This is a genomic window from Paenibacillus xylanilyticus (genome assembly GCF_047246825.1).
Taxonomy (GTDB): Bacteria; Bacillota; Bacilli; order Paenibacillales; family Paenibacillaceae; genus Paenibacillus; species Paenibacillus xylanilyticus_B.
In genome coordinates, this window is the sequence record NZ_JBFOLB010000001.1 from 2911291 (window position 1) to 2936681 (window position 25391).

The 25391-nt window shown below is 49.1% G+C and carries 19 protein-coding genes; 4 read left to right on the plus strand and 15 right to left on the minus strand.

Annotation, left to right across the window (positions count from 1 at the left end):
• Nucleotides 1-32: 32 nt before the first annotated feature.
• The 5 genes from AB3N00_RS13020 to AB3N00_RS13040 all read right to left on the minus strand — a co-directional run bounded on the left by AB3N00_RS13020 (nt 33) and on the right by AB3N00_RS13040 (nt 5367).
• Complete coding sequence (locus AB3N00_RS13020; RefSeq protein ID WP_413034888.1) at nt 33-788, minus strand: amino acid ABC transporter ATP-binding protein; 756 nt, start codon at nt 786-788, stop codon at nt 33-35.
• Between the two features lie 33 nt (nt 789-821).
• The gene (locus AB3N00_RS13025; protein ID WP_413034889.1) at nt 822-1481 is read right to left on the minus strand and encodes an amino acid ABC transporter permease; all 660 of its coding nucleotides are present in this window, start codon (nt 1479-1481) and stop codon (nt 822-824) included.
• A 109-nt stretch (nt 1482-1590) separates the two neighbouring features.
• Nucleotides 1591-2361, minus strand: coding sequence for an amino acid ABC transporter substrate-binding protein (locus tag AB3N00_RS13030; protein WP_413034890.1), 771 nt, complete (start codon nt 2359-2361; stop codon nt 1591-1593).
• A 300-nt stretch (nt 2362-2661) separates the two neighbouring features.
• Nucleotides 2662-4167 carry an alpha-glucosidase/alpha-galactosidase gene (locus AB3N00_RS13035; RefSeq protein WP_413034891.1) on the minus strand — a complete coding sequence of 502 codons (1506 nt, stop codon included), beginning with the start codon at nt 4165-4167 and terminating at the stop codon, nt 2662-2664.
• 189 nt (nt 4168-4356) lie between these two features.
• Nucleotides 4357-5367, minus strand: a complete 1011-nt coding sequence (locus AB3N00_RS13040; protein ID WP_413034892.1) for an AraC family transcriptional regulator — start codon at nt 5365-5367, stop codon at nt 4357-4359.
• Nucleotides 5368-5543: 176 nt separating this feature from the next.
• Here AB3N00_RS13040 and AB3N00_RS13045 point away from each other — a divergent pair, with 176 nt between their 5' ends.
• A complete protein-coding gene (locus AB3N00_RS13045) occupies nt 5544-6155 on the plus strand; it encodes a histidine phosphatase family protein (RefSeq protein WP_413034893.1) in 612 nt (203 codons plus the stop codon).
• Between the two features lie 166 nt (nt 6156-6321).
• Here AB3N00_RS13045 and AB3N00_RS13050 read toward each other — a convergent pair whose 3' ends face one another.
• A complete protein-coding gene (locus tag AB3N00_RS13050; protein ID WP_413035272.1) occupies nt 6322-8664 on the minus strand; it encodes a rhamnogalacturonan lyase in 2343 nt (780 codons plus the stop codon).
• A gap of 653 nt (nt 8665-9317) precedes the next feature.
• Here AB3N00_RS13050 and AB3N00_RS13055 point away from each other — a divergent pair.
• Nucleotides 9318-12122, plus strand: coding sequence for a chitinase N-terminal domain-containing protein (locus AB3N00_RS13055; RefSeq protein ID WP_413034894.1), 2805 nt, complete (start codon nt 9318-9320; stop codon nt 12120-12122).
• A gap of 169 nt (nt 12123-12291) precedes the next feature.
• Here the strand turns inward: AB3N00_RS13055 and phnE (AB3N00_RS13060) are convergent, their stop codons facing one another.
• The 4 genes from phnE (AB3N00_RS13060) to AB3N00_RS13075 form a co-directional block, all read right to left on the minus strand.
• Nucleotides 12292-13098 carry a phosphonate ABC transporter, permease protein PhnE gene (phnE, locus tag AB3N00_RS13060; RefSeq protein ID WP_413034895.1) on the minus strand — a complete coding sequence of 269 codons (807 nt, stop codon included), beginning with the start codon at nt 13096-13098 and terminating at the stop codon, nt 12292-12294.
• A complete protein-coding gene (phnE, locus tag AB3N00_RS13065; protein ID WP_413034896.1) occupies nt 13095-13949 on the minus strand; it encodes a phosphonate ABC transporter, permease protein PhnE in 855 nt (284 codons plus the stop codon). The genes phnE (AB3N00_RS13060) and phnE (AB3N00_RS13065) overlap by 4 nt, the downstream gene beginning before the upstream one ends.
• Nucleotides 13946-14743 carry a phosphonate ABC transporter ATP-binding protein gene (gene phnC, locus AB3N00_RS13070; protein ID WP_413035273.1) on the minus strand — a complete coding sequence of 266 codons (798 nt, stop codon included), beginning with the start codon at nt 14741-14743 and terminating at the stop codon, nt 13946-13948. The genes phnE (AB3N00_RS13065) and phnC overlap by 4 nt, the downstream gene beginning before the upstream one ends.
• 172 nt (nt 14744-14915) lie before the next feature.
• Complete coding sequence (locus AB3N00_RS13075) at nt 14916-15902, minus strand: phosphate/phosphite/phosphonate ABC transporter substrate-binding protein (RefSeq protein ID WP_413034897.1); 987 nt, start codon at nt 15900-15902, stop codon at nt 14916-14918.
• A 252-nt stretch (nt 15903-16154) separates the two neighbouring features.
• Here AB3N00_RS13075 and AB3N00_RS13080 point away from each other — a divergent pair, with 252 nt between their 5' ends.
• Nucleotides 16155-17759, plus strand: coding sequence for a bifunctional metallophosphatase/5'-nucleotidase (locus AB3N00_RS13080; protein ID WP_413034898.1), 1605 nt, complete (start codon nt 16155-16157; stop codon nt 17757-17759).
• Between the two features lie 52 nt (nt 17760-17811).
• On the opposite strand, the gene AB3N00_RS13085 is transcribed toward AB3N00_RS13080, so the two are convergent.
• The 3 genes from AB3N00_RS13085 to AB3N00_RS13095 all read right to left on the minus strand — a co-directional run bounded on the left by AB3N00_RS13085 (nt 17812) and on the right by AB3N00_RS13095 (nt 20158).
• Entirely contained in the window at nt 17812-18120 is a 309-nt protein-coding gene (locus AB3N00_RS13085; protein WP_413034899.1) for a hypothetical protein, read from the minus strand.
• A gap of 88 nt (nt 18121-18208) precedes the next feature.
• Nucleotides 18209-19252, minus strand: a complete 1044-nt coding sequence (locus AB3N00_RS13090; RefSeq protein ID WP_413034900.1) for a Gfo/Idh/MocA family protein — start codon at nt 19250-19252, stop codon at nt 18209-18211.
• Between the two features lie 57 nt (nt 19253-19309).
• Nucleotides 19310-20158, minus strand: a complete 849-nt coding sequence (locus tag AB3N00_RS13095) for a sugar phosphate isomerase/epimerase family protein (RefSeq protein ID WP_413034901.1) — start codon at nt 20156-20158, stop codon at nt 19310-19312.
• 350 nt (nt 20159-20508) lie between these two features.
• On the opposite strand from AB3N00_RS13095, the gene AB3N00_RS13100 reads away from it, so the two are divergent.
• Nucleotides 20509-21414, plus strand: coding sequence for a helix-turn-helix domain-containing protein (locus AB3N00_RS13100; RefSeq protein WP_413034902.1), 906 nt, complete (start codon nt 20509-20511; stop codon nt 21412-21414).
• 233 nt (nt 21415-21647) lie between these two features.
• On the opposite strand, the gene AB3N00_RS13105 is transcribed toward AB3N00_RS13100, so the two are convergent.
• Nucleotides 21648-23489 (minus strand): ABC transporter ATP-binding protein, encoded by a 1842-nt coding sequence (locus tag AB3N00_RS13105; protein ID WP_413034903.1) that lies wholly within the window; start codon nt 23487-23489, stop codon nt 21648-21650.
• Entirely contained in the window at nt 23470-25242 is a 1773-nt protein-coding gene (locus AB3N00_RS13110) for an ABC transporter ATP-binding protein (protein WP_413035274.1), read from the minus strand. Before AB3N00_RS13110 ends, AB3N00_RS13105 begins: the two co-directional genes overlap by 20 nt.
• Nucleotides 25243-25391: the final 149 nt, after the last annotated feature.

The following is a 25391-nucleotide window of genomic DNA, read 5'->3' on the forward strand; positions in this document are numbered from 1 at the left end:
ATGGAACACCACTTTTTTCATTCTATTTGCATTTAAGAATCTACTTCAACCCGCTGAAGAAAGGTCCGTGTGCGATCCAACTTTGGATTGCCAAAAATCTGTCCTGGCGGGCCCTCCTCAGCGATTTCGCCGTTATCCATGAAGAAAACCCGATCCGCAACATCACGGGCAAAACTCATCTCATGCGTGACGATCATCATCGTCATATTCTCCTGCGCCAGCTGCTTAATGACGCGCAGTACTTCCCCGGTTAACTCAGGATCGAGTGCTGATGTTGGCTCATCGAACAGCAGAATGTCTGGCTGCATCATCAATGCGCGGGCAATAGCCACACGCTGTTTCTGCCCGCCCGACAGATTCGCCGGATAGGCATCCGCCTTGTCGGACAGTCCCACCTTGCCGAGCAATTCCTGACTCCGCTGCCGGATGAGGCTTGAGCTTTCTTTTTTCAACGTCTTCGGTGCCAGTTCCAGATTCGCCCGTACGGTCAGATGCGGGAACAGATTAAAATGCTGAAACACCATGCCCATACGATCCGTGATCTTGCGAATTTCCGCAGCTCCGGCATAACGGCCATTGTCGGCCAGCGTCTGATCCTGAATACGAATCGTTCCACCGGAGATATCCTCCAGATGAATGAGACTGCGCAGCATCGTGCTTTTGCCTGAGCCTGACGGGCCGATCACAGCAATGACTTCACCCGGCGCCACATTGAAGGATACCTGCTTCAGTACATCGAGTGATCCAAAAGATTTTCTTAACTGATTTACTTCTATAATATGTGTCATATGCAGACAGTCCTTTAATTGATCAGATTTAATTTATTCAAATGAAAACCGCTTCTCCAATGCCTTGAACAGCAGTGTGAGCACCAATGTCATCAACAGGTACATGATCGCTGCGACGAAAAAAGGGACCAGCTGCAAATCCCGATTCACCGCGGCTTGGGCGTAGTAAAGCAATTCAGGAACCGCCACCGCATATAACAGAGCCGTATCCTTGATTAAAGTTATGGACTCATTCGCCGTTGCAGGCAATACCACCCGAATCATCTGTGGAATGATGACTTTGGTCATCGTTTGCCATTTCGTTAAACCAAGAACCTGTGCAGCTTCATGCTGCCCTTTGTCTATGGAGAGCAAACCACCTCTGAAGATTTCGGCAAAGTACGCCGCGTAGTTCAGAATAAAAGCAATGGCAGCGGCAACGAGCCGGTCAAATACCAGATACTCACCAATCACCGGAAGCAGTGGAAGACCAAAGCAGAAAAACAGGATCTGCAGCAACAACGGTGTTCCCCGCATAACATAGACGTACGTATGTGCAAGCCACGCGAGCGGTTTGAATCGGCTCCTCATGACCAGCGTAACAGCAAAACCAAGCGGTACAGACAGCACTATCGCGACCAAAAACAGAAAAATGGTCGTCTGCGCTCCCTCAAGCATAGGCTTCAAAATAGTAGAAATATAATCCCAACTCATGATTTTTGTCTCCTCTAATCTGTTAACCCCGCACTCCTTTGGAATCACTGCTCCAACAAGGAATACGGGGTCATATTTGTTTCCAATCGTATGTCAGGCGCTAACCTGTCTATTTCAACACTTTTTCTTCGCCCAGCCACTTGGTTGAGATCTCGGCAGCCGTTCCGTCTGTATTCAGCTCATCCAGTGCTTTTTGCAGCTGATCGAGCAACTCTTCATTTCCTTTTTTGATTCCAATACCATATTGTTCCGGTGCCAGGGATTCATCCAGCAATTTGAATGTCCCCTCTTCCTTGGACATGTAATATCTCGCAACCACTTCATCGATGATAACCGCATCCAGGCGCTTCGTCTTCAGATCCGTCAGTGCAAGCACGTTATCCTTGAATTCGGAAGCATTCACTTTATCCTTCAGGGGACTCGCTGCCAGCGCATCTGCCGCTGAGGACAGTGCCTGCAATCCCACATTTTTGCCATCCAGCTCATCCAGCTTCGTAATTGGGGAATCTGCCAAAGTAATCGCTACCTGACTGTTTTCCAGATATGGCTTCGTGAACAGCACTTTCTCCTTGCGCTCGTCCGTAATCGTATAACCATTCCAGATCATGTCGATCCGGCCGCTGTTCAGCTCTGATTCTTTGGAAGACCAGTCGATCGGCTGAAATGTGACTTCTTTACCCATCTTCTCCGCTGCGGCTCTGGCGTAATCAATATCAAAGCCTACAATTTCATTTTGTTCATCCCGGAAACCCATTGGAGCGAATTTATCATCAATCCCCACAATAATGGTGTTGTCGTCCTTGCTTCCCGAGCTGGAACAACCAGCTACCACGATCATGCATATGCTGATAAATAATAGTAATATCGCTTTTTTTCTCATCTCTCGTACCCCTCCATGTCTGTAACCAAAACCCAAACGCTTTAGTTCGTTACCACGTTATCAGAGACTTATAATAACATAGCATGGGAGAAGAGTCGAGTATCTTGTCCGTTTCCTTATATTTGATGCGCCTTAATTGTCAACAATTTGTGAACCTCAGGTTTCCTTAGGGGATACTTCATTTGCCTTTGTCGTTCGTCTCGTGGAGAAAAAATAATAAAACAAGGCCCCTCCAACTCATTGGAGTGGGCCCTGCATGGTTCACGTTCAACTTATCTTCTGACCATACTAAAATTACAGCTATTGCTGCACTTTCTCACGGTCTTTCCCTTTATCCGATTCACCCGCATTTTTGTTGGCGGCATCGCGATCCTGCTGCATTTCTTCCACCGTTTTCACTTTGAGACGTGCTGCACCTTCATATTCCTTGGTAGGAATGAGATTACCGGCAGCGAGTCTTGCTTCTGCGGCAGCAATCGCTTCACCATATTGCGGCAGCCACTGTGCCTGTGCAACCAGCATCTCGTCGACCATTTGCCAAATTTCTTTTGGATTACAAACGGCACCCACGAGCGGGTCCATCATGAATGCTTGACGAAGCAGCTTGTCGTCTCCGTTCACTGCCGCTTCAACGGCAAGCCGTTGTACAGAAATACTTACATTACACACCGCAGCCGGGCCAAGTGGCAGATCGCCGACATGCGGCATTGAAATGCCGTTGCGGTCCACATATCCCGGTGCTTCAATAATCGCATCATCCGGCAGATTGGAGATCACACCGTTATTAATGGTATTGAAGTGTCCGCGATATACGCGTCCTGTCTCGAGCCCTTCTATAATGTAGGAACCGTGCTCCTCGCCTCGTTTATCCGGAATGAATCTCATGGGTTCATCCTTCATCCAGTTCGGGAAATCGGTCTCAAACCAGTTTCTTCCCTCTGTACATACCCGCAGATATCCACCCGTCTCGCCATTAATCCAGTTGCCCAGATCAATCCAGTCCTTGATCTCTTCCGGACGCTTCCGGTACCAAGGTACATATTCACTCAGGTGACCGTTCGATTCCGTGCTGTAGTACCCGAAGCGGCGCAGCATGTCGATCCGCACTTTCTCGGTACGGCTGTATTCCGGATGTTTTTCAAAGGCTTCAAGCAAATCTCCCGTAAGGTCTTTCCCCTGATGAGAAGCCTGAATATACCAAGTCTGATGGTTAATGCCGGCACAGATAATATCCACTTCGCTCTTTTTCAGTCCAAAAGCTTCCGCAATCTGGTGGTGTCCATGCTGTACACCGTGACACAATCCGATGGTACGTACGCCCCCATACTTATTGCAAGCCCATGTCAACATGGCCATCGGGTTGGAGTAATTTAGCAGCAGCACGTCCGGTGCACTCTGTTCGCGAATATCTTTACAAATGTCCAGCATTTCGGCAATGCCGCGCTGTCCATACATAATGCCCCCTGCACACAACGTATCGCCGACACATTGATCCACTCCATATTTGAGGGGAATGTCCACATCCGTTGCGAATGCTTCCAGCCCCCCGACACGAATCGTACACAGTACATACTTCGCGTCCTTAAGCGCCTCTTTCCGGTCTGTGGTAGGCTGAATCTGAATATCCAATCCGTTCTCACGAATATCACGCTGGCACAGCTCTGTCACCATGTCCAGATTGTGCTGATTAATATCGCAGAACGCAATCTCTATGTTGTTAAACTCCGGTACCGTCAACAAGTCCCGCAGCAATCCCCGTGTAAAACCGATACTTCCTGCCCCGATAAATGCCACTTTAAACGACATTCACATTCCCTCCCGTAATCCGAAACGATATGCTTCGGTTAATGACCTCAATTCATGAAATCATTGTACCAACGGGGGTTCGGGAAGCGTTATCAAAATCATGACCTGTTCAAGTTGAGGTTGTCAGAAATCCTAACTTTTACGACCAGCTCCAGTCTTGACGTGCTTCAAAGGATAAATGTAATCGACTCATCCCTCCGGCGGGTACTGGCTGACATGCCGCTCCATCATGGACCGATACTCAACTGGAGTCCGGCTTGTATATTTTTTGAATAACATGTGGAAATATTGACGGCTGCCCACCCCCACATAATCGGAAATTTCCGAGATCGGGATATTCGTCTGCTGCAGCAGCATCTTGGCCTTCTCCATTCGAAGCATCGTAAGATAGTCGGTAGGTGTCCGCTCCGTGTGCTGACGAAAAATACGATGTAAATAGCCCGGATGCAAATTGACGGCTGCCGCGATATCCTTCATCTGAATGCTGCGGTCCATATTGTGATGCATGAATTCAATGGTTCGTTTTACATACAGCTCCGTCTGATCCAGCGCACTCCGGCTCATTTCTCCACGCAGACGCGCAACCCGGACCAGCAGCTGGATAAACAATGTACGGACTAGTGTCCCCTGTTCTGGTGACTTCAGATTCCGGGCTTCGCGATGATGTGACCGTTCATCTGGAGGAATGATTCTCACCGGAATAGCCGAACTGCCCTGCTCCATTAGACCACGTTGGTCCAGTTCGAGCACCAGACTCTTCATAATGTGATACACTTCTTCCGGGTCAGGCAGCACCAGATACGGCGAGGCATGAGTCAGAAAAATATCGACCTCTTCCTCTTCATTTGCGAGCTGACGAATGGAAGGTTGTCCAGGCGCCGAACCTGCAAAACCAAACTCCACATTGAGCATCCGGCAAGGCACGCCATCTTCGACCAGCAATCGATGCGGTACACCTGCATCCAGAAGAATGAACTGACCCTTTTTTAGTACAGCCTGCTCCGAACTCCCATCCGGCATCAGCACATCCACTCTGCACATCCCCGAAATAATATACATGATTTCAGTCGAATCATGTTCGTGATAAGCCATGCTGTAATTGTCCCATTGCTTATAATAGTACGCGTAAAAACGAGGCCCACAGTCCTCCGTTCGCAGCTCCTCCTGAAACAGGCTTCCCGTCCAACGCTTCGTGCTCATATCCATACCTCCATTGCTGCAGCAATCCTCACTTTTTATCATTGTAGCAATTCTGTAGGCTGTATTAAAACTACCAGAGATCAAAATACTGTATTAATCGATTAGATGTATATATAATTAGCTTATAATCTAATTGTTTTTCGATGTAGACACATACCATAAGGAGGTTTCATGTCATGAGTACCACTTTTCATCTGGTGAGGCATGGTTTAAAAGAAAGGCGCATCGGCGATGTCTCCCTCACTACTGAAGGGGCTTTGCAAGCCGAAGCAACAGCACTGCATTTTGCCAAGGCTGCCGTTCCTATTACCAAAATCGTGTCCAGCCCACTCCGAAGAGCAGTAGAAACCGCCGAAAAGATTGCCCATCTTACAGATTCCTTTGTCACCAAGGATTCCCGCCTGCGCGAACGTGCGAACTGGGGGGATTGTCCTGATCAGACTTTTGAAGAATTCATTGCGATGTGGGATCAATGTACGGCTAATCCGGAATACATCCCACCCGTGGGCGATTCGGCAAAGCAGGCTGGTAAGCGTCTGGCCTCCCTACTTACCGAATTGGCTCATAACGAGCCGGCAAACAGCAACATCATTCTAGTTACACATGGCGGACTTATTACCGATTTTCTGGTACAAACCTTTACCGAGCGTGAGCTTAACGTCTGGCATTCACATTTTATAGCCATGCAAAATCGTCTTATTCCCGAGTGTTCCATCACTACACTGATCCATGATAACGGAAACTACAAGATTGAAGCGCTCGCTTCGACAGATCATTTGAACTTATAGAAAGAATAGTAATGGTGTTGAAAAGAATCGTATGGTGCTGATGGTCTGATCAGATGAATTCCCACTCGAATGTAAAAAGGCTCTGGAACCCTTCATATGCAAAACGCATGAGGGTATTCCAGAGCTACTTCGAATAACAAAAATATTACTAGTTAATCGCCATTAATCACTTTCCACCCTTACCTGACTGGGGAGTGTAGAACTTGGGCAGTGTCACCTTCGACCAGTCGATATCCGACGCCATGTAGAAGGACGGATAGGACGGTTGGTTGTAGCCACTATTCTGTCCGGCAATGCCAACGCGATACATCGCATCATGCATCAGCGTGTACAGCTTCCGGTCTGTCTTCTCGGTACTCAGATAGATGCGGATTGCCGAGCTGTCCTCGGTTCTCACCAGCATCTCTTCCCTCCAGTCCCCGAAGATATCAGCCACAAGAGAAGGCGTGCCTTTGGTATGATTGTTGGTTAATGTTCCGGCAGCGGTGAGCAGCGTACCACGATTCCAATCCTTGATGGTTGGTGTGACATCAATGGCACCGTCCACAATCTGGGTGGTCATATCTGCTGCCCAGCGAATATTCATATTTGTGCCAGGCACCTTATCGCCTATTTTCTCACCACTGGCTGTCCACAATCCTACGGCCCAAGTCTCCAAACCTCGACGAGTTGGGTCTACATCCCCAACCATGCCGCGTCCGGTATCTTTCCCCGTGTATCCGCCATAGATCACTTCACCGGTCTTAGCATCCCGCAAGGAATATCCGTATGGGGCCCACGAACCGCCTTCATGAACCATGAAGATTTCAAGTCCCGGACGATCCGGATCAATATCCGCGACATGCAATGCGTCTCCATGTCCCAGACGGGCAATGGTTCCCGGTGCAGCACTCTCGTCTGGCATCAGGTCCGTTGAGCTGTACAGCACACTACCGTCATGGTCAATCGTTGCTGAACCGTAGATAATCTCCTGTTTGCCATCTCCATCAACATCAGCCACACTGAAATAATGCGCACCCTGAGTGGTAATGGAGCCGTACTGCGGATCTGTGCCATCTACACCGTGGGGTCCGTCATTAAACGGGTTTTTCATCGGAGTCCAGCCGCTGTCCACTTTCCATTCACGTTTGAGCTTTTTGCCATCCCAGTTGTACGCGACCATGGTGGAGCGAGTGTAGTATCCGCGTGCAAAGATCGCAGATGGCTTCTTGCCATCCAAATAGGCCACCCCTGCCAGAAAACGGTCTACCCGGTTACCCGGTTCGATACGCGCCATTGCATAATCGCCCCACATCAGACCGTCATCATGCCGTTCCGGCTCATAAGGAATCGTCTCCAGTTCTTTGCCTGATTTTCCTTCAAATACCGTTACATACTCAGGACCATTCAGGATGAAACCTTCGAACTTGCGAAGCTCATTCTTGTCACTGCGGCTTGGAGCGTAGACATCAATAAAGTAATCCGCCAGACTCTCGGCATCCTGCTGGGACAATGGATAAGTATACTTTTTCTCGATGCCAAAGGCTTCCTCCAGTGTAGCTGGCCAGTTTCCTTTTACGACCTCTTCATGTTTGTGCCAGTTCTTAAACATATCTACCACGTGATTATAGTACCCTTCAGCACTTAAACGGTAGTCATCTTCGTTGGAATATCCCGCTTTGCGATCCTCTTTTGGAAGCGTAATGAATTTTTCTGACGTCGCTTTGCCTTTTTGGTTATATTTAATGATCTTGGTACCTGGTGCGGTCTTGAACATCATCTCTGCCTTGCCATCCCCGTCAAAATCATAAACGAGCATCTGTGTATAATGAGCACCCGAACGGATGTTGACCCCGAGATCAATCCGATACAACAACTGTCCGTCCAGCGTGTAACAATCTACGTACGTTTTACCGGTATAGCCCTTTTGAGATACATCCTTGGCATTGGAAGGGTCCCATTTTACGAAAAATTCATACTGTCCATCACCGTCCACATCCCCTACGGTCATATCATTTGCGGAGTACGTATAGGCTTCTCCCGCAGGCGTAACGCCGTCAGCCGGTTTTTGCAGCGGAATATCCATGTAGCCGTTTGCCCACGGCTTGACGGAGCTGCTGCGTTTGCTTTCTTTTCCTTTATTGTTCACTGCAGCTACTTCATAGCGGGAAGACGATTTGCCTGCCGGATCAACATAATTCGTACTGTCTGTGACCGTTGCAATCTTTTTGCCGTCACGGTATACATTGAAGTTCGTTCCTGTCAGCCCTTTGTCACTGTAACCTGTTGCCTCATCCCCAAGGAGTCTCCAGCTTAGGAAAACACCTTCAGATGTTGATGCTGCCACCAGACCTCGATCCAGATATTCGAGCTGAATCCCTTTCAACGAACCGCCCCCCTTGTGTGATTGCAGGTTGGCCTCTGCTGCGCTGCTGCCATTTGAAGCGGCGGCTCCGCTTGTCCCCGCAGTTCCTGCTATAAGCAAAGCGACACTGAGTGCCGAAGATAGCACCTTGGCTGCAAGCGGCATGCGTGCCTTCCTGCGTTTCATTTGTACACGGGAAACCGATTCCTTATGTACCCGCACTGTTGTTCTCGAATTCATCAACCTTCACTCTCCTTGAGACAGAATAGGTGATGCTTATCTTGTTTTAAACAGATCGCCACATCCTAATGATTGCGCTTACAAAAATAAAAGAAGGTAACCTCCTTACCCGACTGCCAGAGCGCCGACCCCCTTTCATCCCTTTCTGAGCAGTATTATCTCACCCAACGGGTACTATTATAGACATCCTGTCTCCCATGACATAGGCAAATATCCGTTCAAAACGATCAATATTCAGTGTTTTATTAAGACTCATTTCAAAAATAAGTTCCCTATGTTCTACGAGCAACCGTTCGTTTACGAATCGTTCAGGTATGATCAAATCTTCGGTATTCCATGCCGTGAACCGCATTCGAGCCAAAGTCATCTCATAATAGATGGCTTGTTTGGTGCTGTTTTATATAAGAACAAACATCTCATGAGAGCTTTTAGCGGATATCCTCATTTTGACGTATGACTAATGGCTTAATTTTACAAATGTCGAGGTATTTTTTACAAATTGTTATGACTATGTGAGATTTTGGTGTGATAAAATATGGACGAACTTATGAATCAACTAATATTTGGGAGGGATTTGGTTGGGTAAAATAACACGCATGCGAGGAATATGGTTAAAATCACTCCTCGCATTGTCTATGGCTTTACCGCTTCAGGTCGGATTATGGAGTGGAAATGCTGCTGTTCATGCAGAGGGACCAACAGATCCGGCACCGTTCATCCAGGCGAAAGTGGTGAACGAAAATGCCGGCAAAAAGGTATTGTTCGACAACTCGCATGCACAGACGGCTGGAGCTGCAGACTGGGTTATCGACGGCGGATTCTCGGATTTCGGTAATGCACTCGCTAATGACGGGTATTATGTTAAAGAACTGCGCAAGACCACCCCTTTTACTTATGATGATCTCAAGGAGTATAACGTATTTGTTATCGCTGAACCTAACGTTCCGTTCAAAACGACAGAGCAGGCAGCAATGAAAGAATATGTAGAAAATGGCGGTAGCATCTTCTTCATTGGAGATCATTACAATGCCGATAGAAACAAGAACCGTTGGGACGGCTCAGAAGCATTCAACGGTTATCGCCGGGGTGCCTTTGAAGATCCAGCCAAGGGCATGAGTACTGACGAACGTAACTCTGAAGCAATGCAAAATGTAACCAGCACGGACTGGTTATCCGAAAACTTTGGTGTACGATTCCGCTATAACGCAATTGGCGACATCGATGCAAACATCATTGTACCGGCAGAGCAAGCCTTCGGAATCACTGAAGGGGTATCGGCCGTAGCCATGCATGCCGGTTCAACTCTCGCTATTACCGATCCGGAAAAAGCAAAAGGTATCGTCTACCTGCCAAAAACCAATGCAAAATGGAATAATGCGGTGGATCAAGGTGTATACAACGGCGGCGGGATCGAAGAAGGTCCATACGTAGCCGTATCCAAGCTGGGTGCAGGTAAGGCTGCCTTCATCGGTGACTCCTCTCCGGTAGAAGATGCATCGCCAAAATATTTGCGTGAAGAGACTGGCGCACGCAAAACAACATATGATGGTTTCAAAGAAGCTGACGATGCTGCGCTGCTCGTTAATACAGTGAACTGGCTCGCTACGCAAGAAAACTATACGGACCTGACCCAAGTAAACGGTCTGGAACTGGATAGCCCAACCGCATTGCTGGCATTCGAGGAACCAGCCGCTTCCACTGAGCCACAGGCTGAACCTTGGGCTGCACCAGCTGTAGGTTACAAATGGTATGACAGCTCCACCTTCAAGCCAGGTTCCTATGGCGGACCTGCTTCGAGTGCCAATGCTTCCTACAGCTTCGTGAAACAGGATACTCTGCCTAATGCAGAGGACTTCCAAGTTCGCGTTGTCGTGGAAAATATGCCTGCCAACACCACCGTATCCGGGTACAGTGCTGGAATCTATCTGACTGGCGGAACCCAGGTGGCCATGATTCAGAATGAAAATGGCACTTGGCCGACTTCATATGGCTACAGTTCCACGTTCAGCGTAACTTCCGACAGCAAAGGCCGGGCTATCAAGGATCTGAACGTTCGCATCAAGCCAGGAACATCCGGTGCGGCGAACTTGCGTCTTCGCTTGAACGGCAGCAACCTGATTACAAATGCCGTGACCATCGGCAACGTTCCAGCCGAGCAGCTTCCTGAAGAAGAAGGACCGATTCCTGCAGCAATTACGATTGCTGAAGCACGTACCAAAACAGCCGGAACAACCGTAACCGTTGAAGGTGTTGTGACTACGGAACCAGGAGCATTTGGCGGACAATCCTTCTACCTGCAGGATGAAACAGGCGGACTGTATGTCTTCCAAAGCACAAGCGGTTTCCATGCCGGAGACAAGGTTAAGGTTACAGCTGCTACGGCGCTGTACAATTCCGAATTTGAACTGACTGACATTGTTGCGATTGAGAAAACAGGAACGGCTGATATCCCTGCCCCAGTGGAGTCAACTACAGTGACGGATGACAATCAGGGACAACTGATCCAATTGAAAAATGTAACGGTTGAGAACATTGTCAGCGCAGCACCTGTCGGATCGTTTGAATTCGACGCTATCGCAGCGGACGGGACAAGCACTCATGTACGTGTCGATACACGCACAGGGGTAACTGAAACGAGCTTCCCTTATGCAGCAGGTGACAAAATCAATGTTACTGGTGTTGCAGCCATCTTCAAGGATGTATATCAATTGAAACCTAGAAACATGAATGATTTTGCTGCTGCAGAGGAAGAAGGCGGCGGTGAGCAGCCTTCGATTCCTTCAGCAGATGTACCGGGTAAACCGGTGCTTTCCTCCAACAATGGCCATACCAACGGTCTCCTTGAAGGATCCTATACCGTCACCATGAACCTCTGGTGGGGTGAAAACGCAACAAGCTACAAATTGTACGAAGACGGCGTGTTGATCGATACGCAAACGCTGACCAGTGCTTCTCCGCAAGCACAATCCGCTAAAACCAGCATCACTGGCAAAGCCAACGGTACCTATACGTATGTAGCCGAGCTGACGAATTCCAGTGGTTCCACTCGCAGTGAAGTGCTGACGGTTCAAGTGGCCAATGCCGCGCCAGGCAAAGCAGTCCTCTCCCAAGACAACTGGGATGGAGATGGCAACTATAAAGTCACCATGAATCTCTGGTGGGGTACGAACGCAACAGAATATCGCCTCTATGAGAATGATGTATTGGTCGATACCCAAACGTTGAACGCTGCAACACCATCTGCTCAAATCGCGGCAACAGACCTGTCCGGTCGTGCCAACGGAACGTATACGTACCGAGCTGAGCTGGTCAATGCAGCTGGTGTGACAAGCACCGAAACGATTACGGTTCAAGTATCCAAAGCACTGCCTTTGGCTAGCTAAGAGAATACAATAAAAACCGAAACCAACAGTAGCCTGAACACCAGGCAGCATGGTTTCGGTTTTTATTTTTTTTGTGAAAGTCAGGGCTGCATCAGTGTAATGAGTGCTCGAACAGGATTTGAATTGAAATGGAATAAAGATGCCTTGCACAATCCAAGATTTCTATGGTTTATACCAATTTCTTTCGAATGTACCCCGAGATCAGGTCAATGATCGTGATCATCACAATGATCCCCAGCAGGATAATCCCCACTCGCGGCCAGTTCCGCGTGCTAAGGGCAAAGATCAGTGGTGTACCGATCCCCCCTGCCCCGATTACACCCAGAATGGTTGCGGAACGTACATTAATCTCGAATCGATACAACGTATAGTTAAGGAATCCAGGCAGCACCTGTGGCAGTACAGCGAACCACAGCTGCTGCATACGAGTGGCTCCCGAAGCGAGCAGCGCTTCAGAAGGGCCATAATCGATATTTTCCACTTCGTCGGCGAACAGTTTACCCAGCATCCCGATGGAATGCAGTCCAAGTGCGAGTACACCCGCAAAGGAACCCGGTCCTACGGCCTTGATAAACAGCAAAGCCATAATGATTTCGGGAAAGGTACGAATGAAGCTCAGGACCATTTTCCCTGCACCCGAGATTCCGCGGAAGCGGCTCATGTTTCTGGCAGACCAGAAGGCAAAGGGAATACACAGGACAGCCGAAATGACAGTTCCCAGTATGGAGATCGCCAGTGTGTCCAGCAATCCTCGCAGCAGATCTTCACCTTCCGGTAAATAGACAAAGTCCCAATCCGGCGAGAATATCCCGGCCACAATGGCCTTCATAATCTGACCCGCTGTTTCCTTGAATCCAGTGAACGGTACACCCGCCAAAGCCCAGGCATACACCAGGATAAGCAGCAGAACAATGACCCAGCGAAGCGGATTTTTCCGAGGTTTGCGCCGGATGACGCTTGTTTCATTTTTCATCATAGCAATTTCTCCCGCAGCTTAGTACTTACATAATCGATGATCAGGACGATAGCAAGGGTAAAGAGAATGATCACACTCGTTTTGTCATACTCCAGGAATCCAAGCGTTGCTTCGTAATACAGTCCGATACCTCCCGCACCTACCAATCCAAGAATGGCAGCCGCGCGCACATTGATCTCAAAGGCATACAGGACATAGGACGTAAACTGCGCAGCCAGCTGTGGCACCACGCCATAGACGATCAGCTGAATCCGGTTCATGCCAACAGCCGTCATTGCTTCCAGCGGCCCCTGATCAATGGTTTCCAGCGTTTCATAGGTCAGCTTCGCAATCAATCCTACCGAGAATACGGCAAGCGCCAAAATACCAGGAATCGAACCCAGACCGAATACAGCGACAAACAGTGCGGCCAAGAGCAGATCAGGCACGGTACGAATCAGGTTCAGAACAAAACGGGCCGGGTAGTAAATCCAGCGGCTTGGCATCAGGTTTCCGGCACAGATGATCGAAACCGGAATGGCAATAATGGCACCGATGGTCGTACCGATCAGAGCCATACGAATGGTTTCCAGCATGCCCTGTACGATGTTATCGAAGTAGGTCCATCTGGGCGGAAACATGTCCTTCAGTAGATCCAGCATGTTCGGAAATCCTTCGATCAGCTCACTGAAGCTGGCATCGGTCTGTTTGGCACTAGCCCAGAGCAGCAGCAAAATGATAACCAGCGTGAGCAGATGTTTGGTGCGGCCGGGCGGTTTGGGACGATGAACGACCTGCCCCGGTCCGGAACCAGGCTCCTTCCCTGCTCCCGTCAACGGTTTATGAAGTGAAGCGTTGGCCTGCCCCTTCATACCAAAACTTCTCCCTGCTCGGTTACAGTCTGTTTGTCCAATAACTCATCTGCGAGGATCGGTCTGCCATAGATTTCCGCAAAGCGCTCATCCGTTGCCTCTGCCACAGGACCGTCAAACACGACTTCACCTGCACGCAAGCCAACAATGCGCGTGGCATACTCTCTTGCCAGATCAATAAAGTGAAGGTTAACGATCGTGGTTATGCCAAGATCCTGATTAATACGTTTCAGGTCATCCATAACTTGTTTGGTTGTGAGCGGGTCAAGTGAAGCGACCGGTTCGTCAGCCAGAATGATTTTTGCTTCCTGTGCGAGTACACGGGCAATCGCCACACGCTGCTGCTGTCCCCCGGACAGCTGATCTGCGCGGGAGTAGGCCTTCTCTGCAATGTTCACCCGTTCGAGCGCCTCAAATGCGAGTTCCGTATCTTCTTTGGGAAAACGACCCAGGATGGTACGCATTGTGGAATGATAACCTACGCGTCCTGCCAGAACGTTGCGGAGCACACTGGATCGTTTGACCAGGTTAAAACTTTGGAAGATCATGCCGATATCCCGGCGAATCATGCGCAATCGCTTGCCCTGCGCCTTCGTGATGGAACTGCCGTTGATCAAAATTTCTCCGTCACTGATATCGTGGAGACGATTAATGGAACGCAGCAGCGTGGATTTACCCGCACCGGACAATCCAACTACCGCAATAAATTCACCTTGTTCAAAGGTGAGATTGATATTATTCAGGCCCTTGGTGCCGTTAGCGTATGTTTTGGTTACATTGCGAAGCTCAATCATGGCATTAATCCTTCTTTCATTAATAGATTCCAATCCAAGACCTGCAGTAACGGGACAAGCCAGCGCAGCGTATATCACGCTGAACTGGCCTGTCCGCACTGCGAATACATCTGTTCCATACAATAAAAGCTAATGACAATCTGTTATTTCAAATGTCTACTTTGATCAAAAACTACTCGGTTTTTACTTTTTCGCCGTATTGACGAACGATTTCGAACTTGCTGTCATCGGACTCTACATAACCTTCGTGCGTGTAGATTTCTTTGATAATTTCATGGCCTTCCGGATCTTTACCGATGTCGATGAACGCTTGTTTGATTTTTGTTGTCCAGTCAACATTCATGTCTGTACGTACAGCGATCGTATCGTTAGGAATCGGCTCTGTGAACGCCAGTACACGTGTATCTTCGAATACGGTTGGATAGTCTTTGGAAACCGTGTTACGGGCATCTTGGAAAATGGCAGCTGCATCCACGTCACCGTTCAATACAGCAAAAACGCCTTGGTCATGACCTTTTACCGTTACAGGTGTTACATCTTTCAATGGATCAATGCCTCTGTCCAGCAACAGACCTGCCGGCCATACATAACCTGCGGAAGAAGTTACGTTTTGGTAGGCGATCTTTTTGCCTTTCAGTTCTTCAATGGATTGGATCGGCGAATCTTTTTTCACGATAAACATGGATTTATAGGAATCAGCCAATTCTTCAGTAGGAGCACCTGTCTCATCATTTACGCCAAAACGTTGTGCCTGCAGAATAACTTGTGCTGCACCTTTTTCTTTTGCCAATACATAAGCAGTTGGTGGCAGGAAACCTACGTCTACTTTATTGGAAGCCATCGCTTCAATAATCGTGTTGTAGTCAGTGGATACGCTGACTTTTACTGGAATGCCCAATTTGTCGCCCAGCAATTTCTCCAGTGGTTTCGCTTTGGCTTCAAGCGTGTCTGCATTCTGGGATGGAACGAACTGTACAGTCAACTCGGTTGGTACATAACCTTCGGCTGCTTTGTCTGTTTCTGCCGTATCGGTAGATGTACCGGAAGCATTAGAACTCGAATTCGCGTCGTTAGTCGAATTTGTTGTACTGCTAGACCCACAAGCACTTAGAAACAGAACCAAAATCAACAATGGTAAAAATAAAGCGGACTTCTTCAAACGAACACCCTCCAAAGAGTTTCTATTTTTCAATACTTGTCTACTATAATTGGCAAATATTTGCGCGATGTGAAGCGAAATTTGGAGTTTTGTAAAGTTTCCTGTCAGGCTGTCAGAGAGACTTTCATCTGTTAGAATAGGCTCATTATGGTTGAAGATATAGGTAGAGAGGCTGATCTTCACTCGTTATTCATAGGCAAAATAGCCTGTAATCCCTTATGTTTAAACTTATATATTAGAGGAGATTGTAAAATGACATCCATAACGAATACATCCAGCTTCGACATTTTGTTCACTAGCGATCTGCACGGGGCCATCCGTCCCATTCATTACAATACCAACGCCTACCGCCCGGCAGGGCTTGCTCTGCTGGCTTCCCTGATTCGCAAGGAACGTGAACGGTCACCCGAATTGATGCTGGTGGATAACGGGGATCTGCTGCAGGGTTCTCCTTTGGCCTCATATGCTGCTTCCTTTGTTACGAATAACGAAGAGCATCCCTTCATTACCGTTTTGAATGAACTCGGCTATGATGCTGCCGTGATGGGCAACCACGAGTTCAACTATGGGCAGGATCTGCTGTGTGGAGCAGTTGAAGCCTCCCACTTCCCATGGTTGTCTGCCAATATTGTAAGCAGCGAACAGCCGGATGTACCTGCGTATGGCCCTCCTTACCTCATCAAGACATTATCTTCGGGTGTTAAAGTAGCTCTGCTTGGTGCAACCACGCACTACATTCCGAACTGGGAGCATCCGAAAAATATAGAAGGTTTGCAGTTCGTTGACGCTCTGGAGACCATTCGAAGATGGGTGAGCTACATTCGCGAGCATGAGCAGCCAGACGTAATGGTGGTAAGCTATCATGGCGGGTTTGAGTGTGATCTGGAGACGGGTGAGCCTGCCGAGCGGTTAACCGGAGAAAACCAGGGCTATGCCATTTGTCGTGACATCGAAGGCATTGATGTACTTCTTACCGGACATCAGCATCGTCAGCTTACTGCGGAGATTCATGGCGTGACCGTCATTCAGCCAGGTTTCAGCGGCAGCGGTGCAGGCCACGTTTCCGTTCAGTTAGAGCAGCATTCGGAAGGAACGTGGAAGATTACCGGGAAAAATGCTCGTTTGCTGCTTCTGGATGAGAACAGTGAGGTACAGCCGGATGCTGTCGTCATGGATCTTACGGAAGACTTGGAAGCTGCGGCTCAGGCTTGGCTCGACCAACCGATTGGCGAGGTAGCCGGGGACTTGTCCATCAACGATGCCACTGCTCTGCGGCTCTCTGCACATCCCTTCATTGACTTTGTACATCAGGTACAGATGGAAGCGACCGGGGCTGAGCTTTCCAATACGGCACTGCTCAGTGAAGAAGCTCGTGGCTTCGGACCCCACATTACGGTTCGTGATGTGTTATCCAATTTTATCTATCCCAACACATTGACTGTATTGGAGCTAAGCGGTCAGGACATTCGGGATGCACTGGAGCAGACGGCACGTTACTTTGAGGTGGATGCTTCTGGCAAGGTGGTGGTCAATCCGGCTTACATGACACCGAAACCGCAGCATTATAACTATGACATGTGGGCAGGTATTGAATACGAGCTGGATATATCAGAGCCTGTAGGGAATCGTGTGATCCGGCTGGAACGTGAAGGTAAACCGCTTGAGATGACGGATACATATTCGGTGGTGATGAACAGTTATCGTGCGGCAGGTGGCGGAGACTACGCGATGTACCCTGACAAAAAGGTGCTGCACGAAGGCGCCACCGATATGGCGGCACTGGTAGAGGATTATATCCGCAGGCATCAGCCATTGAAGGTGGAGCAGGCGAATAATTGGAGAGTTATTGGCGGATAGTCAAAAGAGCAGAACCTTCGTATAGGAAGGTCCTGCTCTTTTTCTCATTAGTCTAGACCAGGGTAGAGGCAAGTGCGGCAAGCAAAAGAATGGCCACCCAAATCAGTATCAAATTTGCCATGACCAGCGCAGTCTTGAACTTGTAGTTCTTATAGAATGCCCAGCAGGTGAACGACGCCAGGACCGGGACCGGATAGGTAGCCAGTACCCCTGCGGCAATATACTCCAGTACATAATCGTTCGTATTGCTGCTGGCAAACATATAAAAGCTGATGAACAGCATATACGGATAGGCTACAAGTGTAACTAGATTAATCGCATTGATAAATAACAGCCAATTCGCCACGGTACGATTTTTCAAGACAAGGGACCTCCCGGAAAAACAATCTCATTCCAGTATATCCACTTGATTACAGATCGTCATGGATTAATTTTACATTACAAAAAGACTATGCCTCCGCTGTCAAGCTGCCAGCTTTCTCCCCGAGCGATACGAGCACACCACGTTCATCCGCAGAACGCATCTCCGCTTCAATGATTTCAAGACTGCCAACCGCACTCTCCGGTGTGCATACCGTTACAGGCTTCCCTTCTGCTACCGACCGGATAAAATAACGGATCTGGTGATAATATCCCGAGTCCGGGGAAAGATCGGCAACAAATCCTGGAGCGTCATTCGGATTCACTTTGAGCTCACCGTTTTCGAAAACGAGGTTTCCCTTCTCAAAATTCACACGATATGTCATCGAGAAACCATAATCCCCCTCCATCGTCCAATCCGCCTGTGCATTCAGCACCTTGCCGTCAGGGTATACATAATGGGTTGATACCGTGTCATAGCCGCTTCCCGGAATCACATTACGAGCGAGTGTGGAAACCTGATCCGGCTTGCCGAACAGCCAGTGGATGATGTCCGCATCATGAATGTGCATATCCAAGATGCAGCCACCGCTTTTGTCTCCATCCAAAAACCATGGTTGAGGCAAACCTGAACCACGGAAGAAATAGCCTGCCTTAACCGCTCCATAACGACCGTCTTCCACCACGGATTTCAGATAGTCATACGCAGGCCAGAAACGCAAGCACTGACCGATCATCAGTGTTTTCCCAGTCTGTTTGGCGGCATGTGCCATCTTCCACCCATCCGCTGAATTGCGTGCAACCGGCTTCTCACACAGCACATGAATGCCCTTTTCCAACATGGAGCATGTTAGCTCCGCATGCAGCGGCGTAGGCAATGTAATATCAATGATATCCATTTCCTCCTGCTCCACCATCACAGCGATATCATCGTACAGCCGATAAGGTGTAAGGTCATAGATCTCCTGCTCTGTCGCCATATTTCCGGCTGCCTTCCCATGCTTCAGTTCTTCTATTTTCAGATCACAGATGGCAACGAGTTCTACGGGCTCTCCCTCCGAAGCGAGGCGTACATAGTTATCAAAATGCATACGTCCCATAAATCCGAAACCAATCAAGCCCACTTTTAACATGCGTTTGCCTCCTAATATCAAAATAATAGAGTTTCTATTTATCGTTGTTATATGATTTTATTGAATGGATCTCTCCAGGATGGCATCCATCGCTCTCGATGTGTTATAGATAATCTGTTGCGAATGATGGGTGTATGGGGGAATCATCTCCGCCGTGACGTAATTGTCGTAACCGATGGCATGCAATGCTTCCATAACTGCAGGATAATTCACATCCCCAGCCAGCAGGTCCACAAAACCATGCAGTCCGCCAGCTTGCCGGCGATAGTCCTTAAAGTGTACCTTTTTGATTCGATGACCGAGAATACGAACCCACTGTTCCGGATAACCATTCTGCACCACATTGCCTACGTCAAAATAGGAACCTACATACTCGGACTGGAATGAATCGATGAACGTACGAAGTTCAAGCGGCGACACCAGAAACTTGTTCCATACGTTTTCAATGCCGATTGACACTCCGGCACTTTCGGCATACGGCAGCAGGTGGGCAATAGCTTCCTGGGCCCGCTCATAGGCCACCTCGTAATCGGTCACTTCGCTGTCAGGGATAAAATCAATCCCTACGGCACCGGGAATAACCAGGATCGTATCCACGCCAAATGCCGAAGCAAGTTCCAACTGTCTTTTGCACACATCCAGTGCTTTGGTACGGATCTCCGGATTGGCACTCGTCATCGGATAATCCCAGTATAATCCGGTCGCCAAGCCTGCAATTTCCAGCCCAGCCTCTTCAAGCCGTCCCTGGATATCGCGGACTTCCTGATCTGTGGCAGACAGGCTTAGCTCACCTTCCCCATTCAGCGAAAGCTCAATTCCATCGAAGCCAGCCTCCTTGGCTGTCTTAATACAATCTGCAATGGCCCAGTCCCCTGGAAACGACCAGATGTTAATCCCTTTTTTCATCTCAAACCCCTCCTCATCATATGCATTCCTGTGTTATCGTTTGGCATCGCGATGCTATACCAGTTAACAGAGGTGACTGAAATTACGAGATGGGATGCGAATAGAGCACACCCGGTTGCCTGATTATCCGTTTCTGCCTCCGTTCCACGGAAAGAGTGTTCAATCTACTTCAACTCCTTTTTTTGACTTAATCCGTGATGTTGTAACTATGGGTTGATCATGTGATAATACTTGTATTATAGATGAATCATTTTGGATTTTATTTAGAAGATCAAGAGATTATTTGTACAATTCCGTTTTGTTTTTTAAATGATCATGTCATTGAATTGCACAAGAGAGGAGCTGAGCCCGTGTCCCTCCCTCAAACGGATTATCCAGTAAAAAGAATCGCCAGTTACAGGGAATGGTCTCCCACTGTTCACTATGCGCAGTTCCAGACTCTCCCTCCAGGTAAGCTGCCAAGGCGGCGATTGTATGATTTTGAATTGTTATACGTCTGTGAGGGCGAAGCAGCAACCTACATGCACGATAAACGCTATACACTGAAGGCGGGACAGCTCATTATGCTGCCTTCCGGAGTCTATCATCAAAATGAAGCCGTATCCCATCCGAAGACACGTTTCATTGGCATTCACTTTGACTTTTTTAACGAATTGACCATACAGACCGAGGCGGATATGGTTGTAAACGAAGAGCATGTTCAGCCGCATAAATTTGCCGCGGAAGCCTGCGCAGAAGGGATGACACCATTATCCACAAATCCAGTCTATACTCCGTCCTCTGCTGCAGTTCAGCTGATGGAGCAGCTGGTTCATGAATTTACGACCCGTCCGCCAGGATATGAACTGATATGCAAAGCATTGATGCTGCAGCTGCTTACCTATCTGCTGCGTTCTCCGTACCTGATTTCGTTTCGCCATGTTTCAGTTCACGGAGACAATCTGCGCGAACTCATGAAACGGATCGAAGCCGCTCCTTCAGAGCCTTGGACCAATTCGGGAATAGCCAAACAATTGAATCTGAGCGTGGATCACATGGCCAAATTGTTCAAACAGATGGTCGGCATGCCCCCAAACGAATACATTCAATCCATCCGTCTGAGTGAAGCACGCAAATTGTTGCGGGAAACGGACTGTTCCATCGAGGTCGTTGGCATACGAAGTGGTTACCCGGACATTCATTATTTCAGCCGTACTTTCCGCAAACATGAAGGGATATCCCCTCGGGAGTACCGGAAATTATCCCGGATGCTATAAAAAAAGAGTTCCTTCATCCATGTACAGATTGATTATTTTTGGACCACCACTTCATGCTGATGATCCAATCATCCAGCAGCTGCTTGATATCGTGAACATCCCCATCTCTGGATCCTATTAAATAAAAAATGACTTCCATTATTGCTCAGAAAAACTGTGATGTTCCACTTGGAACAGCAAAAAGAGCAAGTACCCCGAACGCTTTCAAGGTTCAGGTACTTGCTCTTTTTTTACTATTGCGCTTTCTTGCGCAGCTGGCTGTAATACAATTCACTGTAGAAGCCGCCCTGCTCCAACAGCACATCATGCGAGCCTTGTTCCAGCAGCTGCCCATCCTTCAGCACCAGAATCCGGTCTGCCTGCCGAATCGTGTTCAGCCTGTGGGCAATGACGAAGCTGGTACGGCCCTGCATCAGCCGCTGCAACCCTTCCTGGATTTTGATCTCCGTAACGGTATCAATGCTGCTGGTCGCCTCATCCAATACAAGTATGGACGGATCAGCCAAAATGGCCCGGGCAATGGCGAGCAGCTGTTTCTGTCCCTGACTTATGCCGCTTCCGTCAGCCTGCAGCACTTTATCGTACCCATCCTTCATGCGCATGATGAACGAATGGGCATTGGCCAGCCTTGAAGCTTCTTCGACTTCCTCGTCTGTTGCATCCAGGCGGCCAAAACGAATATTCTCCCGAATCGTCCCTTGGAACAGGAATGAATCCTGAAGGACAAACGCCATGTGAGAACGCAGATTTTCACGACGAATGGTGGTAATATCGCGGCCATCCACGGTCAACATGCCCTCAGTCGGATCATAGAAGCGGGACAATAGCTGAATCAAGGTTGTTTTCCCGGCACCCGTCGGCCCGACCAGTGCAATCATCTCACCCGGTTTCGCCTCAAAGCTGATCTGATGTAATATATTGCGGCCCTCATCATATCCGAAGGAAACCTTATCGAAGCGCACCGCTCCCTCAACCTTTTCTAGAGATACCGCAGCCCCTTCATCCTTCGCTTCCTCATCCTCATCCAACACTTCGAAAACTCGCTCAGCCCCGGCAATCGCCGACAGCAGCGTATTCCACTGGTTCGCCAGGTCATTGAGCGGACGCGTGAACTGACGAGCATACTCCACAAAGATAATAATGACCCCAACAGTAACGGTACCCTGGATGGCCAAAATACCACCGATCCCTGCAACGATTGCAAAGCTCAGGTTATTCAATCCATTCATCAATTTGGGGATAAAACCGGAAATGGTCTGCGCCCAAAAACCGGATACCCGGATTCGGGTATTCCGCTCTTCGAATCCGCGAACCACCCGCTCCTCTTGGGAAAAGGCCTTGATAATTCGTTGTCCGGACAAGGTCTCCTCGATATACCCGTTAAGTTCACCCAGGTTACGCTGACGTTCTTTGAAGAGCGGTCCGGTTCTGCGTGTAATCCAGCGCATGCCAATCGCCATCAGCGGTACGACGATAAACGTCAGCAAGGTCAGCAATGGACTTAACCAGAGCATCACGCCAAACGTTCCCAGCAGCGTCAACACACTGGAGAAAATCTGAATGGCCGAGCTGTTCAGCGTCCCGCTGACATTCTCAATGTCATTGGTGACCCGGCTCATAATCTCCCCCTGCTGACGCTTGCCGAAGAAAGGAATTGGCAGCTTGTGCAGATGGGAGAACAGATCGTAACGCATCCGGAAAATGGTCTCCTGCGCGATTTCAATCATCCATATATTTTGCAGCCAGGAGGTGAGCGAGAACAGCACATACACTGCTGCGAGACCCAACAAAAACGTCATCCAGCTGGAGCTTGTCGCTTCTCCGTCCATATAATTGTCCACGGCCACGCCGACCATGTACGGACCAAGTAACGCCAGTGCGGAACTGGCGAATACCATCAGCAGTACCAGCGTCAGCTTCACTTTGCGGCGGGCCAGATACGTCCAGATCCGGCCCAGTGTGCCGGACCAGTTCTTGGCCCGTGCCTTCGGCTTGCGGCCTCCACCTGCTTTTAGCGCTTTGGGATCCAGTGGCGGTGGAGGCTGACGGAAAGGTTCAATGAACGCTTTGAACATGTGGTGTACCCTCCCCGTATTGTGATCCGTAGATTCGGCGATACAGCTCGGACGAATCCATCAGGTCTTCGTGTTTGCCTTGTCCAATCAATCGTCCATCATCCAGCAGCAGAATCAGATCCGCTGAGGTGGTTGAGCTGATCTTCTGGGTGATAATAAACGTTGTACAGGACAGCTCTTCCAGGGCGTCCAGCAACCTCGCTTCGGTCGCCACATCGAGTGCACTCGTGCTGTCATCCAAAATCAAAATACTCGGACGGCGAATCAATGCGCGTGCAATGGACAGACGCTGCTTCTGGCCGCCCGACAAGTTAACCCCTCGCTGGCCCAACTGAGTGTCATATCCATTCGGGAGTTTCTCAATCGTGTCATGAATCTGGGCACGCTTCGCGGCTTCCTTAATCTCCTCCAGCGTTGCATCTTCCCGTCCCCAGGCAATGTTATCTCTCACTGAACCCGTGAAAAGAACCACCTCCTGCGGTACATAACCGATTGCTCCTCGCAATGTGTGAATGGCCAGTTGATCTGCATTGGTACCATCAATGAACACCTTGCCCCGATCCTCGGTATACAGCCTTGGAATAAGCTGGACGAGTGAGGATTTACCTGAACCTGTCGCTCCCATAATGGCGATACGCTCTCCTTGCTTGGCGGAGAACGTGATATCCTCCAGGACCGTGATATCACTGTTTGGATAGCTGAACCCTACACCCTGAAATTCGACTGCACCCCGAACAGCTTTAGACCGTTTATTCTTCTCTCCAGACCCCGTATTGTGTGCTGAAGATGTCTCCTGAGCAGTCTCCGAGGTATCCACTGTATCAAACACTTCGTTAATCCGCTGCGCCGAAGCACTGGCTCTTGAGAATGTCACCAGAATCCAGGACAACGCAGACATGGCACCAATGGTGCGGAGCAAATAGTTGATGACCGCAACCACTTCACCGACGCTTGCATTGCCGGTGGAGATGTCGCGCCGTCCAAACCAGAGGACGGCGATGATGCAGCCATTCATCATGAGCAGCATGAATGGCATGGTCGTCTCCGTCAGGCGCAGCGCGGAGATCGTGCCCTTCATCAGCTTGCCGCTGAATCCGGCAAAGCGCTCAATCTCATGGCCCATCCGGACGAAGACCCGGATCAGCCGAATGCCTGTCAGATTTTCCTGGATGACTCCGTTGACGGCATCCAGTCTGCGCTGCACATTGCGGAACAGCAGCGCGGCCTTTTTAATCATCCAGATCACAAATACGAGCAGTACAGGGACCATTACCACGAGCAGCAGTCCCAACCTTGGATTCACGACCACGGCCATAATCATGCTTCCGATCACTACGAGCGGCACGCGGGTCATGAACCGCAGACTCATAAATACCGTATCCTGCACCTGGGTTACATCTCCGGTTAATCGGGTAATCAGCGATGACGTCGCAAAGCGGTTAAATACCGCATACGAGAGCGCTTGCACTTTGTCGTACAGCTTCTCCCGCAGATCGAATCCGAACCCCAGGCTCGCATGTGATGCAAAAAACGAACTGGCAATTCCGGCCGCAAATGCCACTACGGCACTGCCGACGAGAACACCGCCCCATAACCAAACGACGGACAGATCGCCTTGCTGGATCCCGTTGTCGATGATTTTGGAGATCAGGTAAGGCTGAGCCAGTTCCACCGCGAGCTCAATCAGCATCATGACCAGTGCTGCGATTGCGGCAACCCGATACTTCTTCAAGTAGTACAACAGCTTGATCATTACCATTCCTCCGGCCCGGAGCGCTTGATTACCGTGACTCATTTTTGTGTCTACGCAGCCAGCTCCGTTAGTCTCTTTCTTTAACTCTATGTAAAATTTCACGTACCCAATACGATTATTATATCGCATTTTACTCGTTCGAATCGTTA